Annotated in this window: 15 protein-coding genes; 9 read left to right on the top strand and 6 right to left on the bottom strand. The window is 33.7% G+C overall.

The genetic code is table 11. The features are described 5' to 3' along the window. Positions 1-32 precede the first annotated feature (32 nt). Positions 33-440: a hypothetical protein gene (locus tag HGP29_RS23465; protein WP_168884895.1), complete on the bottom strand. Its 408-nt coding sequence runs from the start codon at positions 438-440 to the stop codon at positions 33-35. Positions 441-652: 212 nt separating this feature from the next. On the opposite strand from HGP29_RS23465, the gene HGP29_RS23460 reads away from it, so the two are divergent. Beyond that, positions 653-985: a hypothetical protein gene (locus HGP29_RS23460; RefSeq protein WP_168884894.1), complete on the top strand. Its 333-nt coding sequence runs from the start codon at positions 653-655 to the stop codon at positions 983-985. Positions 986-1,090: 105 nt separating this feature from the next. After that, positions 1,091-2,905 (top strand): MutS-related protein, encoded by a 1,815-nt coding sequence (locus HGP29_RS23455; protein ID WP_168884893.1) that lies wholly within the window; start codon positions 1,091-1,093, stop codon positions 2,903-2,905. Between the two features lie 41 nt (positions 2,906-2,946). On the opposite strand, the gene ispF is transcribed toward HGP29_RS23455, so the two are convergent. Together ispF and HGP29_RS23445 are read right to left on the bottom strand one after the other, a co-directional pair. Continuing rightward, a complete protein-coding gene (ispF, locus tag HGP29_RS23450; protein WP_168884892.1) occupies positions 2,947-3,426 on the bottom strand; it encodes a 2-C-methyl-D-erythritol 2,4-cyclodiphosphate synthase in 480 nt (159 codons plus the stop codon). A gap of 49 nt (positions 3,427-3,475) precedes the next feature. Next, a complete protein-coding gene (locus HGP29_RS23445; protein WP_168884891.1) occupies positions 3,476-6,043 on the bottom strand; it encodes a DUF5686 and carboxypeptidase-like regulatory domain-containing protein in 2,568 nt (855 codons plus the stop codon). A gap of 248 nt (positions 6,044-6,291) precedes the next feature. Here HGP29_RS23445 and HGP29_RS23440 point away from each other — a divergent pair, with 248 nt between their 5' ends. Then, a complete protein-coding gene (locus HGP29_RS23440; protein WP_168884890.1) occupies positions 6,292-7,374 on the top strand; it encodes a complex I subunit 1/NuoH family protein in 1,083 nt (360 codons plus the stop codon). Here HGP29_RS23440 and HGP29_RS23435 read toward each other — a convergent pair. Continuing rightward, positions 7,371-7,964: a hypothetical protein gene (locus HGP29_RS23435; protein WP_168884889.1), complete on the bottom strand. Its 594-nt coding sequence runs from the start codon at positions 7,962-7,964 to the stop codon at positions 7,371-7,373. The genes HGP29_RS23440 and HGP29_RS23435 overlap by 4 nt on opposite strands. Before the next feature lie 178 nt (positions 7,965-8,142). Here HGP29_RS23435 and HGP29_RS23430 point away from each other — a divergent pair, with 178 nt between their 5' ends. The 3 genes from HGP29_RS23430 (at position 8,143) to HGP29_RS23420 (ending at position 12,980) form a co-directional block, all read left to right on the top strand. Continuing rightward, entirely contained in the window at positions 8,143-9,051 is a 909-nt protein-coding gene (locus HGP29_RS23430; RefSeq protein WP_168884888.1) for a hypothetical protein, read from the top strand. Between the two features lie 180 nt (positions 9,052-9,231). Then, the gene (locus HGP29_RS23425) at positions 9,232-12,288 is read left to right on the top strand and encodes an ATP-binding cassette domain-containing protein (RefSeq protein ID WP_168884887.1); all 3,057 of its coding nucleotides are present in this window, start codon (positions 9,232-9,234) and stop codon (positions 12,286-12,288) included. 122 nt (positions 12,289-12,410) lie between these two features. Continuing rightward, a complete protein-coding gene (locus HGP29_RS23420) occupies positions 12,411-12,980 on the top strand; it encodes a chalcone isomerase family protein (protein WP_168884886.1) in 570 nt (189 codons plus the stop codon). Between the two features lie 59 nt (positions 12,981-13,039). Here the strand turns inward: HGP29_RS23420 and HGP29_RS23415 are convergent, their stop codons facing one another. Both HGP29_RS23415 and HGP29_RS23410 read right to left on the bottom strand, forming a co-directional pair. Next, positions 13,040-13,450: a hypothetical protein gene (locus tag HGP29_RS23415; RefSeq protein ID WP_168884885.1), complete on the bottom strand. Its 411-nt coding sequence runs from the start codon at positions 13,448-13,450 to the stop codon at positions 13,040-13,042. 215 nt (positions 13,451-13,665) lie between these two features. Continuing rightward, complete coding sequence (locus HGP29_RS23410) at positions 13,666-14,412, bottom strand: M15 family metallopeptidase (protein ID WP_168884884.1); 747 nt, start codon at positions 14,410-14,412, stop codon at positions 13,666-13,668. Positions 14,413-14,437: 25 nt separating this feature from the next. Between HGP29_RS23410 and speD the strand changes: the two genes are divergently transcribed. From speD to HGP29_RS23395, 3 genes are all read left to right on the top strand, one after another. After that, entirely contained in the window at positions 14,438-14,839 is a 402-nt protein-coding gene (speD, locus tag HGP29_RS23405) for an adenosylmethionine decarboxylase (RefSeq protein WP_168884883.1), read from the top strand. A 102-nt stretch (positions 14,840-14,941) separates the two neighbouring features. Then, on the top strand, positions 14,942-15,835 hold the full coding sequence (locus tag HGP29_RS23400; protein WP_168884882.1) for a 4-hydroxy-3-methylbut-2-enyl diphosphate reductase: 894 nt from the start codon (positions 14,942-14,944) through the stop codon (positions 15,833-15,835). A gap of 211 nt (positions 15,836-16,046) precedes the next feature. After that, complete coding sequence (locus tag HGP29_RS23395; protein ID WP_168884881.1) at positions 16,047-16,835, top strand: DeoR/GlpR family DNA-binding transcription regulator; 789 nt, start codon at positions 16,047-16,049, stop codon at positions 16,833-16,835. The last annotated feature ends 137 nt before the right edge of the window (positions 16,836-16,972 follow it).

The following is a 16,972-nucleotide window of genomic DNA, read 5'->3' as shown; positions in this document are numbered from 1 at the left end:
TTCATCAAAAGTATAGTACTAGTGATGAAAAATTAGCTCATACGTGGAGGGGGAGGAACTATGTCCTTAATTGGGGTAGGGTAGTTTTTATCTAAGTAAAATGTATGAGTTATTGATTCATGAAATTCTCTTTCGATACCTTCATGGATAATATCAAATACAGGATAGGATAAGCAAACTATTGGGGAGAAACTCTTCGACTCATTCTGGGAGAATGGGTTGTCATTAAAATCACTGAAGTTGTCTTCGAAAATGATCTGACAGATTAATTCTACAAAGCTTTCAATTTTATCATCTTGAACAATTAGGGTTTCAGGAGAGTAGTTCGCCTGTGAAACCAATACAGCATCAATATCCACACTGTAATTTAGTGTGTGGAGAGCGACCCAAATTGTTAATAGAGGTCGTATGATTTTCTTATATGATAACTGTAATTTCAAGTATATAAATTGTGTAGTGAGATTCTATACAACAAAGTAACGTATAAATTGATGTTGAGGTCAACTAAATAAATGTGAAAAATGTTTTTATTGGTTAATAAGCAGTTTGATTGAATGATTTGTTGATGTTAAGACTTTTTATTATCATTGTGTTAATGAAATTTAAAATTGATTTCATTATTTATATTTTTCGACCCTAACTAAATTTTTTAATGAAAAAGGTACTTTTTTCTTTCTTAATCGGACTATTTGTATTCACTTCATGTTCTGATGACGAAGCGGAGCCATGTAACGCTGAAGACACAGCAACTGGACTACTAGAAATTTCTACTAAAATTGAAGAACTACCTGAGGATACTTCTTGTGAAGATGAGAAGGCAGTTTTCCAAGAATTGGTAGATTTCTACAACTCTAATCAAAGTTGTATTGAAGAGGCTGTAGAAATTTCTTATCCTGGAGATGCAGCAGCTGCAGACAGTGTTAAAACTGAACTAGAAGCAGGTATTAAAATTATTGAAGCAGCATTACTAATACCTTGTATTTAGTAATTGATTACTTAAAAGAAATTTTAAGCACAATGTTTATTCATTGTGCTTTTTTTATACCTTTACAGCCATCTTCCCTTGTGTGTGTTAACCTATTAAATAATCATGATTCAGAATTATAATCAACAATTACAGTTGATTTTAGAAGATATTAAGGATAAGGAAAGTATATCAAACAAATTCTCACTACTACGATTAATCACAATTATTGGAGTTATCGTCTGCTGTGTATTGTTATATGGTAACTTTAATCAATTTATATTCCCCACAATAATCCTTGGGTTAGCTCTCTTTTTTCTCATTGTTAGAAGACATTCTACTGTACAACAAAATTTAGAAGAGCTTAAAATTAAACAGTTATTACTTGAAAATGAGATTACTGTTTTGGGAGGAGGAGCGAACTTGTACGATGATGGTGAAGACTTAAAACAAGTAAACCAGTTGTTTGCACATGATATGGATCTTTATGGACCACAGTCATTATTTCACTTCATTAATAGAACATCAACTCATTGGGGGAAGAATCAGTTGAATTCTTTCTTTGATGAAAATGCTTATCAAGTACCATCACAAACAATTATAGATAGGCAAGAGGCCGTAAAAGAGCTGAGCGATAATGTTTCTTTTTCAGAGAAACTTCAGTTATTCCTATTTGGTGAACAAAAGCAAAAATCAAATTTCCAGATCGATAGTGATTTATTAGGGAAGTTTAAAATAAAACAGGAAGGGATCTATAAGATATATGCCTCATTAGTTCCATTTCTATGGGGTGTCATCATTTTTGGTTTTCTGAATTCAGCCGATTGGACAATGGGTCTAACAGCTACTATTATCCTTTTAAACTTTTTAGTGATGGGTAGAGTAGGTGGTGATGTAGCTGAATTTATGCATCATCTAAATAGTAGTGCTACAGCTTTAGAACGTCTTGCAAAAGTGACTGATTTATTGGGTACGACTAATTTTAAGAGTTCTCTACTTCAAGAGGGGATCAAAGATATTTCATCTCAACACTTCTCCAAACCTATTTTGAAGCTCTCTACTTTAATTCAACAATTGGATATCAGAAAAAACATGATGGGTTTAGTTGTACTGTATTCAATTATACCGTTTGATATATTTGTTGTAGGAAGAATTAGAAAGTGGTTTAAAAAGAACCCTGACCTATTCGAGAAATTATTTCATATTATTGGTGAGTTAGAAGCCTATAATAGTTTAGCGATTCTAGAACGTAATCATCCTGATTGGACAAAACCAGTTTTTGTTGAAGAAGATATAATTCTTGATGGAGAAAATATGGGCCACCCGTTGATTTTTCAAGGGGCAAATGGAGAATTTGATGGAGGTGTGAAAAACTCATATAAGCTTGATACGAACAATAGAGTATCGATTATTACAGGATCGAATATGTCAGGGAAAAGTACTTTCATTAGAGTTGTTGGTATCAATTTACTATTGGCATTTGCAGGAAGTGCAGTTTGTGCTACATCGTTTAAAGTGGGTAAGAGGGTGAAACTTATTACCTCTATGAGAATAGCAGATTCTTTACATTTAAGTGAATCAACTTTTAAAGCAGAACTGGAAAGAATAAAACTTATTATTGAAGCAATAGAAACCAATGAGCCGCATTTATTCTTAGTGGATGAAATGCTTCGAGGTACTAATTCTATAGATAAATTAAAAGGATCTTTTGCATTATTGGAAAAATTGCAAGCCAATGCGGAAGCCAATATTATAGTAGCCACGCATGATTTACAGTTATCCGATTTTGAGAAAAATGGGAATGCAGTATTTTCAAAGAATTATCATTTTGATTTTGATTATTCTCATAATGAATTTGAGTTCGACTATAAATTGAAAGAAGGTGTTTGTGAGAAGTTTAATGCTTCCTTACTGTTAAAAGAACTTGGGTTAAACACATAATAAAAAAGGAGTAAGCTGATTTGTTGCTTACTCCTTTTTTATTAGCTTTTTGTGATTAATGCAACTGCATGAACAGCCATTCCTTCTTCTCTTCCTACAAACCCCATTTTTTCTGAGGTAGTTGCTTTAATCGAAATATCTTCTTCATCCACATTCATCACTTCTGCCATACATTTCTTCATGGCAGGTATGTGAGGGTTTATTTTTGGTTTCTCTGCAACGATGGTACAATCAACATTTCCCAATTCCCAACCTTCTTTTCTGACAATTTCCATGACATCTTTTAAAAGAATTTTGCTGTCAATTCCTTTAAATTGAGGGTCAGTGTCTGCAAAATGATACCCAATGTCTCTCATATTTGCAGCGCCAAGGACAGCATCACAAATTGCATGGATAAGAACATCGGCATCAGAATGTCCAATTAATCCGTGAGTATGATCAAACTTGATACCTCCTAGCCATAATTCTTCACCTTCACCTTGACGGTGTACATCGTAACCTTGTCCAACTCTAATTTTCATAGTTCTTTTTTTGTTGCAAATATATCTCTTTCAATAAAGAAATCAACCATTAAAATGAAAGACCAAAAGCACAGTATACACCAAAGTTTCTAGATGAAGGTGTGTGATAGGTAGTTCTCCAAATAGTATAGACTCTTAATACTTTAAAAATATTTTCTACACCTGTTCCTATTTCCACATATGGTGTATTTGAATTTAAAGCTTTTGCCTGTCTGTTCGGATCGTAGGTTTCCCCCTCAAGTAATTGAGGTTGGACCGCTTGATTTTCATTTTGACTGCTTAATTCACCATACATGATATTACAAATTCCTACAGTTCTCCACCCAAGTTTCTTAATTAATGGAATCCTGTTTAATATGTTCCCTTCAAAACGGTGCATTAGCTGTAGTGAGGCCCATTTGTCGCCAACAAATTCACCTAGATCCATAAGGTTGAAAGCAAATTTGTTATAAAGAATAGGGACGTTATTACCAAAAGGCATAGCTAAAAATGGAAATGGTGCTTTTGTAGGGATGTACCCGCCAGTAAGGAAGTAAGCAGTATTGCCAAACTTACCTAAAGTTACTTTTTGGTCGATACCCACTCGTATTTGATGGTAAGAATAATTACTACCGAATAAATCAGGAATTCCTGTAGTGTAATCGAAAGTAAGTCTTGGTCTACGATCTTGCGCCACTAATTTTCTGTGATGAGATCGATTGGCCACATATCTATGTCCTAGGCCATAAGTTAGCTTAATATATATTTCACTTCCTATGAGGCGATCGTATTCCGGCATATTATTCTCAAAGGAGCCGTCTATCTTATAAGGGAATAATGGGTCGATTATTCTGTGACTAAATTTTCCAACAATATTCAAACCTCTGGTAAGGTCTCTTTCATACCATACTGATGCATTTTTTTCCATGTAGGGGTAACGCATATCTCCCCATCGTAAGGCAGCAATAAACAAAGGTCTACTATTAAAATTAGCCTGATTGACACTTACTCTCCTTAGATCATTATAATAAGAGACACCTAAAATACTCCATGAATCTCGGTTCAATATAAAGCGAGCTGTTGCTCCATATTTCCAAGCTTTGTCTTTTGCTCCATATCCTACAAAACCACTAAAAGCCACCTTTTTACTGAATTCATTATTCGTTTGAAACCCCAATTGAAAACGATGCTTCTCAACACTATTATATGCATATAGAAAAGGAATAGGTCCAAGTTCTATTGGCCCAAATTTCTTGTGTCCAGAGCCAATCATATCCCCGACAGAAGAGATTAGTTTTACTCGAGGTGTAGCTTCCGCTGAGTCGATCATTGCGTAGACTTGACTTTCTTCATTAGAAAGCTGGTTGGGTCGGTGCTGTTGCCAGTAAGCCTCATCTTTAGTCTCAATAAGTGCATCAGGGTCTAAGGACGTAGGTTGTTCGTAAAATATTCTAGATTTGGGCTGATTAACGATAAAATCTTGATTATTGATTTTGATTTTTAGTTTTACTTTTGCCCAACGGTCAGCTATTTTACCAATTGAAATGATAAAGTTTTGTTGTTGTGGTAGCCAGGCTAATTTACTGTCATCATAAGCAACAGGTAAATACTCTTGATCAATATGTACACTATCAATAAAGTTGATATTCGCTCCTTTCCCAAGAATAGCATCCATTTTCACTAAAGCGTAGTTATGTGTTGAATCTGCAATAAATATGGCTCCTTTAAATGCTAAATCTTCTTCTCTTCTTGGTTCAAATTCTATCTTATGACATTGTACTCCTTGTACTTCTACTTTTTTAGGTTGAAGCGTGTAATCATAATAATTTCTCCATTCTGAAGTGATAGGAGAAATGAATTGCTTATTCAAAAAGGAGAAGGAATTTTGATATAAATTAAAATCGACGAACGACGATCCAACAATTTGTGATACCATTTCATCATCATCCGGGCCTAAACTTTGAATCCTCGATTTTTTGATGACTTCAGTTTTTGCATCTGGATTCCTTATATAATAAACATCAGAAAGGGTTTCAGAGGAGAAAATAGGGATAATGGGTTTTCCGTTTTTATCTTTGATCGGTTCAAATGTTTTATATGAATCTAGAATGTCTTTAACAACTTTCTTCTTTTTGAAATTTTCATTGACATTGCCTACCCAAATATCAGTCTTTGTATAACTACCATATTGATAAGCCTTTAAGTCTCTTACATCATTTCTATTTTTATACTTTTGTACATTTCTTAAGATTGCCCAAGCAGGGTTTTCCCATTTTCTTGACTTAATAACTACTTCTTCTAATTCAGTTGCAGACTCTTTGAGTTTTATTATGATTTTTTTCTCTTTTCCTCCTTTGGCAATTTTCTTTTTACATAATTCATATCCAGTAAATTTTGCAACTATAGTATTGTTTGCTGAAACATCTTTTACTTTAATTGTGAATAGACCATTGATATCGGTGAGAGAACCATTCGTAGTTCCTTCAATAAACACACTGGCATAAGGAATAGGATCGTTTGTTTTTGCATCGATCACTTGCCCTTTAATGAAAAACTCTTGAGCAAAAGTGACTTGAAATGAAAACAACCAACCAAGAAGAATAGTGAGTAAAAAGTGGCTTTGTAAGTTGAATCTCATGAAAAAAATCAGTAAAATCAATTACTGAGGTTTGATAATTTGATAAATAGAATCTTGAAATAGAATGATGTACCTTCAAATTGTTGAGGTATATATGCAAAATATCAAAAAGTATGTTTGAACAAAAGAATATGTCTTTACTTTTTTAAATCTTCATTAAAACCCTCTATTTATTATCACTTTTCTCTTTCTTTTAGGGATAATGTTGAGGATTGATTAAATTGCCGCTTCATTTTTGAAAAGAAACTATGCTAGCACTTATTTTTTATCTTCCTTTCATTTTAGTATTTGCTCTTGTTGGAGTTTATGCAGAACGTAAAGTATCTGCATGGATGCAAGATAGAATGGGGCCTGTAAATGTTGGACCAAAAGGTCTATTACAAACATTGGCAGATATCCTTAAGCTAATGATGAAAGAGGATGTAATTCCGAAAGTTGCAGATAAGCCAATATTTAAAGTTGCACCCATCTTAATTTTTATGCCTGTATTCTCAGCATTTGCTGTAATGCCTTTTACCAATGGTATTTATGGGTCAGATTCTAACGTAGGTGTATTTTACATTCTTGCAATTTTATCTCTAGAAGTTTTAGGAATTATAGCTGCAGGTTGGTCTTCAAATAACAAATACTCATTGTACGGAGCAATGCGTTCTGCCGCCCAGATGGTTTCTTATGAAGTCCCGTTAGGCTTAGCTGTATTGTGTGTAGTAATGACTGCACAGACTTTAAATACAGAAGTAATTTCTCTTCAACAGGGAATTCTATCTCCAGATACTAATTATCTTTTTGGAATAAAAGCCTTGGGTATTGATGTGACTGGGCTTGGAGGCTTTTTGAATTGGAATATTTTCAGGAGCCCGTTCTTATTGGTAGCCTTCGTGATATTCTATATTTCATCTCTAGCGGAAGCGAATAGAGCACCTTTTGATTTACCAGAGGCTGAATCAGAAATTATTGCAGGTTATCATACCGAATACTCAGGAATGCGTTTTGCCTTTATGATGTTGGCAGAATATGGTGTAATGTTACTGGGCTGTGTGTTCGCAACGGTATTGTTTTTAGGTTCTTGGAACACACCATTTATTAATATAGGCCCCGTGAAATTAGCAGATTGGACTACTGGTGTAGCGGGAGAAATGTCAGGTTATCTTTGGGGGTTTGTATGGTTAATGAGTAAAACCATCTTTCTTGTTTTTGTACAAATGTGGATTCGTTGGTCATACCCAAGGTTAAGAGTGGATCAGCTGATGTCCCTATGTTGGAAATACCTTACTCCGGCAGGGTTAATACTTGTATTTATTACCGGAGTATGGCGTTTATTGATGATCTAAATTTCAAATAAGGTTTTTAGAGCCATCCATAAGTCTCTCTTTTTCTCTACATCCAAAAGGAGCTTGGTTAAACTGTCGGCTGCAACCGCAGGTTTTCCATCAATCTCTGTAGGGACATATTTAGGTACAGACTCACTGGATAGTGGACTCTCGTTCTTATTGATAAAATATAAATAATATTGAGGAGACAACTTTTCTATTAATTTAGGAAGGTTGTCTTTTTGTTCTAAAACATTGATAACAGCTACTTCTTGTAGTGTTAATTGCAGTGCACCAATTATTTTTAACAGAAGTTGAAATTCTTTGCTTCTAAATATATCCACACCGCTATGCTCAATGAAAATAGTGATATATCGCTTATTTTCACCATAATAATCAGTAGGTAATTGTTTCTTAATTGCCTTTTTGATAGGTGTAGCAACAACAGGAGTAGGTGATGTTTTCTTCTCCTTTATCTCTTGTTCATCTCCTGTAGTGTTTAGTTGATCTAACTCTTCTTCAGGAATTTCTATATCCTCTAATTCTTCAGGGAAGAGGTATAGTGTATCGAACATCTGTGATAAAAATCCTAATTCATTTTCTTTATCCATAACCTCAAAGGTAAAGAATTTTCTAATTTATTAGGTTGAAATATTCTGTAAGAATTAATCCCGCCTTCCTAATATTTATATAATATTACCTAAAATCTTTCCTATTTTTTTTGATATATAATATTTACAATTATTTTTGGTCTGAAATTTTTTAGAAACCTAATCGAAAAATTAGATTATGACTTTTAGTGCTCAATTAAAGCAGGTTGGAAAGATCGCGTTGGCATGTGGTTTAGCTACTACAATGGTGGCATGTGGCGGTGCTTCTGATTCGTCAAAAAAAGAAGAAGCAAAAAAGGAAATCGCAGCACAAAAAGCGGCTTCTGCAGATTTTAATATCATCTTAAATAATGCTCCAGACCCAACTTCTATTCCAGTATTATTAGAAAGAAGTGGTGCTGAATTCGATGCATCTTTACTGAACTCAAAAGATAAAGTAAAATCATATACATTATCAGAAGCAGCATCAGCTTTAAACTTTGGTGTTTATATTTCTGATATCGCATACCTTTCAGCTTCTAATAAATCACAAGAAGCGATTGATTACTTCACAACTGCTAAGCAGTTATCAGATAAGTTAGGTGTTTCACAAGCAATGGGTAAAGATGTAAGTGAAAAACTTGAAGCAGCTTTATCTGATAAAGATGCAATGTTGAAAGTAATTTCTGACTCTGAAGGTAAAGTAAAAGCATTCTTAAATACAAACTCTCAATACGATGTTGCAGCGTTGATCATTACAGGTTCAACTCTTGAAGCATTACACGTATCTTGTGGTTTAGTGAAAAATGCTCCAAAAGATCTTCCTGCTGAAGCTAGAAATGCTGTATTAGTAGACTTAATGACTGCTATTGCTAAGCAAGAAGCATCTGTAGACGCTATCGTTTCTATTCTTACTCCATTAAAAGACGGAAATGAAAATGCTAAGATCTATTTTGATGAATTCAAAAAATTACAAGATCAATACAAAGCATTAAACTTTGCTGAGAAGTTATCATCTAATAAAGGTGGTTACCAATTAACAGCTGAAGATTTAAGCGGTATTACATCTGCTGTTGAGAAATTAAGATCACAAACTGTAAATATGTAATCTTAGATTATCACAATATATCAAGGTCCTGTGTTTGAAACACAGGACTTTTTTTGTTTCTTTACTCTAACAATCTTTCATCACAAGTCAATAATTATTGATATGTGACCGGTAATTTACATATACTACAATTACTCAGATATTAGTTGCAGACTAGTATTGTGACAAAGTTTCTAATTTATGAACGAAAAAGTATTAAAATCTCTGACACAGCTGTTTGCGATAATGGCTTGTGCAGATGGCTCTATTGATGAAGCCTTAGAGATTTTAGAAGAATACCTTAAATATACCCTACACGAAAGCAACATCAATAAGTATGTTGAAATCTTTGAGAGACAGGCAAGGATAAATACAGATGATGCAATGCTTAGAGAAATTGCACATGATGCCGCAGCTGAACTAACACTACGTCAAAGAATTGTAACGGTAATAGAATTATTAGAATTGGCCTATGTAAACGATGTCTTCTCTGAGGAGGAACAACGTATTATGAGGATCATTTGTGACGCTTTCAATATTGAGTTTGATAGGCTGAACAGAATGCAGCAATTCTTAACGACTAACGATATTACGGAGTTAGCGCAAATTAAAAACTGTCTTACGATCTCCAATTCCAAAGAGGGGTATGGAGGGAAAAGACACCTATATAAAGCAAATATCAAAATTCCTCTTTCTGTACTTTATATGCCATTGGCTAGAATGTACTTTGTGAAAACCACAAAAGAGACTCATGCTTATGTACTGAATGGGGAAAGAATGGAACTCGATAGATGTTATCCTCTTGATGTTGGTGGTGTAATTCGAATCAATGGTCAATTGGGTGCCAATTTGTATCACTCTGAAATTTCAGCTGTTTTTGTTGGCAGTGAAACTGGTGATCCTATCTCATTTGAAGCAAAAAATATAGATTACTTCTTCGGGAAGAAACAAGGTCTTCATGATATTAATATTAATGAAGAAGGGGGAAATATGGTAGCGTTGATGGGAGCTAGTGGTTCCGGAAAATCAACTCTTTTAAATGTTCTTAATGGTACAAATAAACCAAAGAATGGTGAAGTATTAATTAATGGCATTGATATCCATAAAAAACCTGAGCAAGTAAAAGGTGTTATAGGTTATGTCCCTCAAGATGATTTGTTGATTGAGGAATTGACCGTTTATGAAAACCTTTACTTTGCAGCTAAACTTAGTTTTGCAAAATCAACTCCTGAGGAAGTAGATAAGATCATTATGCGAACCATTGAAAATCTCGGTTTGTATAGTGTAAAGGATCTTAAAGTGGGGAATCCACTAGAAAAAACCATTAGTGGAGGACAGAGGAAGCGTTTGAATATAGGCCTCGAATTACTTAGAGAGCCGTCTATTCTATTTGTTGATGAGCCGACATCTGGTTTATCATCACAAGACTCTGAAAATGTAATTGACTTATTGAGACAACTGACCTATAGTGGAAAGTTAATCTTTGTCGTAATTCATCAGCCCTCATCCGACATCTATAAAATGTTTGATAAGTTATTGGTCTTGGATGTTGGTGGTTATCCGGTGTATTATGGTAACCCTATTACTGCAGTCTCTTATTTTAAAGGTGAGGCCAATTACGCCGATACTGAAAGTGAATGTCAGAAATGTGGTAATGTTGATTCAGAACAGGTCTTTGAGATCATCGAATCGAAAGTATTAGACGAATATGGTCGTCGTACAAGAAAAAGAAAATGGAAGCCAGAATTCTGGTCCGAGAAATATAAAGAGAGTATTGATATTCCAGTGATAGAAACGGTCACTACAAAACCGAAGAATGTACTGGAGATCCCTTCAAAACTGAAACAGTTTAAAATCTTTGTTCTAAGAGACTTAAATACAAAGTTCAACAATAAGCAATATATGATGGTGAACTTGATTCAAGCACCATTCTTGGCTTTGATGTTGTCTTTGATCGTGTATTTCTATCATTTCGATGAGTTGAAAAGAAGGGCGGAATATATTTTTAGAGAGAACATGAATATGCCATCTTATATTTTTATGGCGGTTATTGTTGCTCTTTTCTTAGGTCTTATGATAAGTGCCGAAGAACTCATTAAAGATAGAAAGATACGGAAACGGGAAGTTTATCTTTCGTTGAGTAATCAAGCATACCTATATTCTAAAGTAGCCATTTTATCAGGGATGTCAGCGATACAAATTTTGGTTTTTGTATTGATTGGTAATACAATTATGGGAATCCAAGGCTTGTATTTAGAGTATTTCTTGATGTTGTTTTCGACAGCCTGTGTTGCCAACATGATAGGTCTTAATGTCTCAAGTGCATTTAAATCGGTAGTAACAGTTTATATCTTGATTCCGATTTTACTTATACCACAGTTGTTATTAGGAGGTGTGGTTGTACAGTATGAGAATATCAATCCAATCTTTAAAAATACGAACGGAACAGTTCCTTTAGTAGGCGAGTTTATGGCTTCTAGATGGGCTTTTGAGGGGTTAATGGTAGAGCAATTTTCGGGGAATAGGTATGAAAGAAACTTCTTCGAGTTGGATACAGAAATCTATAAGGCAGATTACTTAAGAACCTATTATTACCCAACGCTTATTAGTAAGTTGGAAGAAGTGAAAATCTATCTAAATGATCCTGATGATATAAAGGTTTCTACGGAGACTTATATTGATAATGTTGAATTAATCAGAAATGAAGTATTAAATACGGTTGATTGGGGAGAACTTGAGATGGAACCCATTGTATTGAATAGTAATACTGAAAAGTTTTCTAAGGCAATAGTCAGCCAGTTGTATTCAACTTTCAAAGATGCTAGGCAGCATTACAATATGGTGTACATCTATTGGAAAAAAAGAAAAGAAGCCAAAATTCAGGAGCTTTTAAAAACTTATGGCAAAGAAAAGTATTTGCATTATAAAGATGTATATACCAATGATAGAATTTCTGAATTTGTGACTAACATACTTACAGAGAAAAGAATTGTTGAGTATGGGCATAAATTAATTCAGCAAATTTATCCTATATACAATTACCCAACAGAGAACGAAAACTTCTTAGATTTTAGAACCCACTTTTTTGCTCCGAAGAAGTATTTTATGGGAGGGTTTTACAATACCTTCTGGTTTAATATTGTAGTCCTTTGGGGAATGTTTGCTCTATTGTTTTTAGCACTGTATTATCGTTTACTTGCTAGATTTATTTACTGGGTTGAGATTAAATTTGCAGATAAAGACAATATTCGAGCATAAAAATTCACTTATTGTGAATGTGTATTCATAAATTATTATTATAATTAAAGGTTGTAATTGAATTTAAAGAACATTTTAATGAAGATTACAACTCCTATTTATTTTATTTACTAAATATAAGCATGAAGAAAGTACTATATACTATCATAGTAATGATTGCCTCAATCATTTCAGTAAACGCACAAACTACTACGGTTTCAGACGTAACTCTAGAAAACAAAGTTGAGATCAATGGTTTATCTCTTGACCTTAATGGAGCAGGGGTACGTTCTAAGTATTTCCTTTCATTATATGTAGGTAGTTTATACTTACCGAAGAAATCGACAGATGCTAACGAAGTGCTTTATAACACTGACAATAAGATGATCCAATTGGACATTATCTCTAGCCTAATTTCTAAAGAGAAAATGGAAGAGACAATCAAAGAAGGATTCAAAAACTCAATGAATGGAGATACTTCTTCATTACAATCAGAAATCGATAGTTTTATCGCAGTATTTTCAGATGAAGTAGAAGTAGGTGATAAATTCCAATTTGTAGACAAAGGAACTATTCTAAAAGCTTACAAAAATGGCAAAGAGTTAACGACAATCAAGAACGAAGAATTCCAAAAAGTTTTATTCGGTATTTGGTTAGGAAATAAGCCAGCAGATAAGAAGCTTAAAAATAAAATGTTAGGTAAAGCGAACTAATCACTAGTCCTAATAGATAAAAAAGCCATGTAGCAAAATTGTTACATGGCTTTTTTGTTTTAGATCTTATTTAAATGTTGTTGTTCAAGGAACATATCCAGGCTTTTCCTCTGTCGGAAAGTTTGAATATGATTCATAGATGGTAATGAGGCAATTTCATCACAAGATCTTAATAACTTCTGATTTAATTGGTTATTAGGATCTAAAACTAAAGTTGTGTGAAACTCTTTTTTTAGGTCAAACTGTAATAAATCAAAGGCATACCACTCATTATAACCGGACCATAAGAAATTTAGTTCTGATCGGTCTGAAATATAAAATGAAATACCGTTGGCTTCTTGTAATTCAATAATTGCTTGTACAACTTCTTGAATTGGTTGACTGTTTAACTGGTTTTTCCAATGGCAAACAATGCTGTCAGTCGCAATGTCCCATTGTACAACGGCCGCGTCATTTTTAAATATTATCATGTTGAAAGCATGGGTTGTAAGAAAACTATTCATTTAGGACGTTAAATCCATCACTTAGATTAATACAAATCAGTTACGTTACTAGAATAAACATATTAAAATTTCGATTAAATGGATTTGTAATTCAAGGCCATCAATGATGTCCATAAATCATAATTTCAATATAGGGTAAAACTTTGTTAATAAGTATCTTACAGTAATTTTTTAAGTGAAATTTAATTTTTTTGACAGCTAAAAGGAAAATTAGAGACACCAAAACGAACGGATTGGTAAGAATAATGCCACCATTCAGTACTTGTAGGGCCAAATCCATACTTCCACATAGTTTTAGCTAATAATTTTCTGTGATGTAATACATCTTTAGATAAATTTTCGTAAGCAGGCCACGCTTCCTTGCCAAAGTAATCGTAGGGTGTACCCATTTCGATTTGGTTGCCATCAAGATCACAAAGCGTTAAGTCAACAGCAAGACCTCTGTTGTGCCATGATCCAATTCTTGGGTCTGCTACATATCTTCTATCTGGATATACTTTCCACATTTTCCATTGTACAGATAAAGGTCGGTAGCAATCAAATAATTTAATTCTATAACCTTTTTTAATGAGTTCTTGTTGTACCTTTACTAATTGTAAGGCGACCACTTTACGAAGCATTGCTTTTGGGCAATCATACAATACTGTTTTAGTGAAGTTATTAGTTGTTGCATATCGAATATCAAGTACAAAAAGGCTGTCCAATCGGTCTAATTCTACAAACGAAGAGTCAGGCCAAGGTTGAATCTCTTTAAGATATTTGCTTTGTGCCAACTTTTTATCAACTATAGCGTGTATAATATTATCGATGCTTTTGTTTAAAGTTGGAGCTTGGAGGGTTTCTGTTTTAACTAAATTGATCTCAGAACTTGATGAGGTAGAACAGCTAAAAATCCCGAAGACAAATAAAAGTAGAAGATATCTGAACATACAGACAATTTTTGTTTATTGTTATATGAGTTTTTATAAAGGAGAGGAAATTTTTCTAGGGAAACAACTTTTAGGTGAATTGTATTCATGTGACCATGATGCTTTAAATGATCCTCAGAAAATGAAGGAGATTATGGAGGCGGCAGCGATTACGGCTAATACTACCATTGTACAATCTGTTTTTCATCATTTTTCCCCTCATGGTGTTTCAGGAGTTGTTGTAATTCAGGAAAGTCATTTTGCTGTACATACATGGCCAGAACATAATTTTGTGTCTGTAGATTTTTATACCTGTGGTGATACGGCATTTCCAGAAAAAGCAATGGAATATTTAGTACATGTTTTGGCTCCTAATTCTTATGAATTAAAAGAGGTAAATAGGGGGGATCTTAAGAAAATAGACCAATTTGCTAAAAAAGAGATATAACAATTATATATAGGCAAATGTTGTAGTATATACTGTTGCTACATTTTCATAATAAAATGTACTTTTGTATTGTATTAAAAATACCAAACGCACTAAAAAATAATGGAAGTTACAATCGATCAGAAATCTGGATATTGCTTTGGGGTTGAGTTTGCTATTCAAATGGCAGAAGAGGAGATGGACGAGTCAGGCAAGTTATATTGTTTGGGTGATATCGTTCATAATAGCATGGAAGTAAAAAGGTTAAGAGAAAAAGGTCTGATTGTTATCGATAAAGAAGATCTTAAAGATTTACGTGATTGTAAAGTCTTAATCAGAGCTCATGGCGAGCCACCAGAAACGTATAGAATCGCTATTGAAAATAATATCGAATTAATTGATGCATCTTGCCCTGTTGTTTTAAAACTACAGAACAGAGTAAAGAATGCTTATGATAAATCAGAAGAACAAGAAGGGCAGTTAGTAATCTATGGAAAGCCAGGTCATGCTGAGGTGATTGGTTTGACAGGTCAAACAGGTGATAATTGTATTATTGTATCTTCAATTGAGGATTTAGAGAAAGTGGACTTTAATAAACCCGTAACTCTATTTTCTCAGACAACAAAAAGTACGAAAGGTTTTTATGAACTGAAGGCTGAAATTGAAAAAAGAATTGATGCAGCTCAAGGGGAAGAGAAACATAAAGACGAGTTCAATGCGAACGATAGTATTTGTAGACAAGTATCCAACAGAGAACCGCAGATGGTTAAGTTCTCTGGAGAGAATGATGTGATCATTTTTGTTAGTGGTAAAAAATCTTCAAATGGTAGAGCATTGTATAACGTTTGTCTAAAACACAACCCAAGAAGCTACTTTGTAGAAAACGAAGATGAAATCGACTTATCATGGATCAATCCTGAGGATAATGTAGGTATCTCTGGAGCAACTTCTACACCAATGTGGCTAATGGAACAGGTGAAAACATATTTGGAGGAAAATGTGCATGCATCTGCATAAACTCTCATAGACTTCAGCAAAAAGCCTTAAATGAAATATCGTTTAAGGCTTTTTTGTTGGACATATCTAAGGAAATATAAAGAAAATAATAAATGTTTCAATCGTTAGCATTTGTTCGTAAATTTAGATATTGAATTTTTGCGTGTTTGTGCGTGTTCGTGTATGTTTGTTAAAGAGCATAGAACATATCACATATTAATTTTAAATCATTATGTTAAAAGAAGAGAGACATCAATATATCTTGGCAGAGATCAGAAAGAATAACAAAGTACTTTCATCTGAGCTTAGTCAACGTTTAAATGTTTCTGAGGATACTGTTCGTAGAGATTTGAGAGAATTATCAGATCTTGGCTCAATTCGTAGAGTTCATGGTGGTGCTGTGAAGCATCAAAATGAAATTAACTTGGAAGAACATTCTGAGGTTTCTTCTTATATTCCTTTTAGCTATGAGGACCGTGAGGTGTACAGTAAAGCAAAAAAGGAAATCATTGCTGAAAAAGCAATCTCAATGCTTAACGATGATTTTGTGATTCTTATTGATGGCGGTACGACTAACCTAGAGTTAGTAAAAAAATTACCGAAAGATTTTAAAGGAACCATTATCACCAATTGTCTTCCTATTGCATCCTCATTGGTAGGGCACCGATTTGTTGATGTCTATTTCTTAGGTGGTAAAATCTTACCAAACGCATTAGTTACTGTAGGCTATTCTGTGATGAATGAGTTGAAAGAAATTAAAGCAGATGTGTGCTTTTTAGGTACCCGTAGTTTAGATACTTCAAGAGGAATTACGGATATCGATAGAGAAGAGGTGGAAGTGAAAAATGCAATGAGCAAGGCGGCAAACAAAGTAGTTTCAGTGGCTACTTCTGATAAATTAAACACTGCACAACCATTTTTATGTGTTTCTGTAGATAAAGTAAATGTACTTATTACAGAATTAGATACCAACGAACCAATATTAAAACCATTTAAGGACTTAGGAATGGAAATTATTTAAGAAAAAAGGCTATATTAGTTACCAAATTAAATTATCTAACCCAAAAATTATTATCGTATAACATATAATTTATTTCACTTACACCTATTTGAATAGGTATTGATATTATATTAAATAAAGCCATTTTAAGAATAAAA

It is taken from the genome of Flammeovirga agarivorans (genome assembly GCF_012641475.1).
GTDB classification, from domain to species: Bacteria; Bacteroidota; Bacteroidia; order Cytophagales; family Flammeovirgaceae; genus Flammeovirga; species Flammeovirga agarivorans.
Note: the sequence above shows the minus strand (reverse complement) of the source record. Positions and strands in the feature narration are given on the sequence as shown.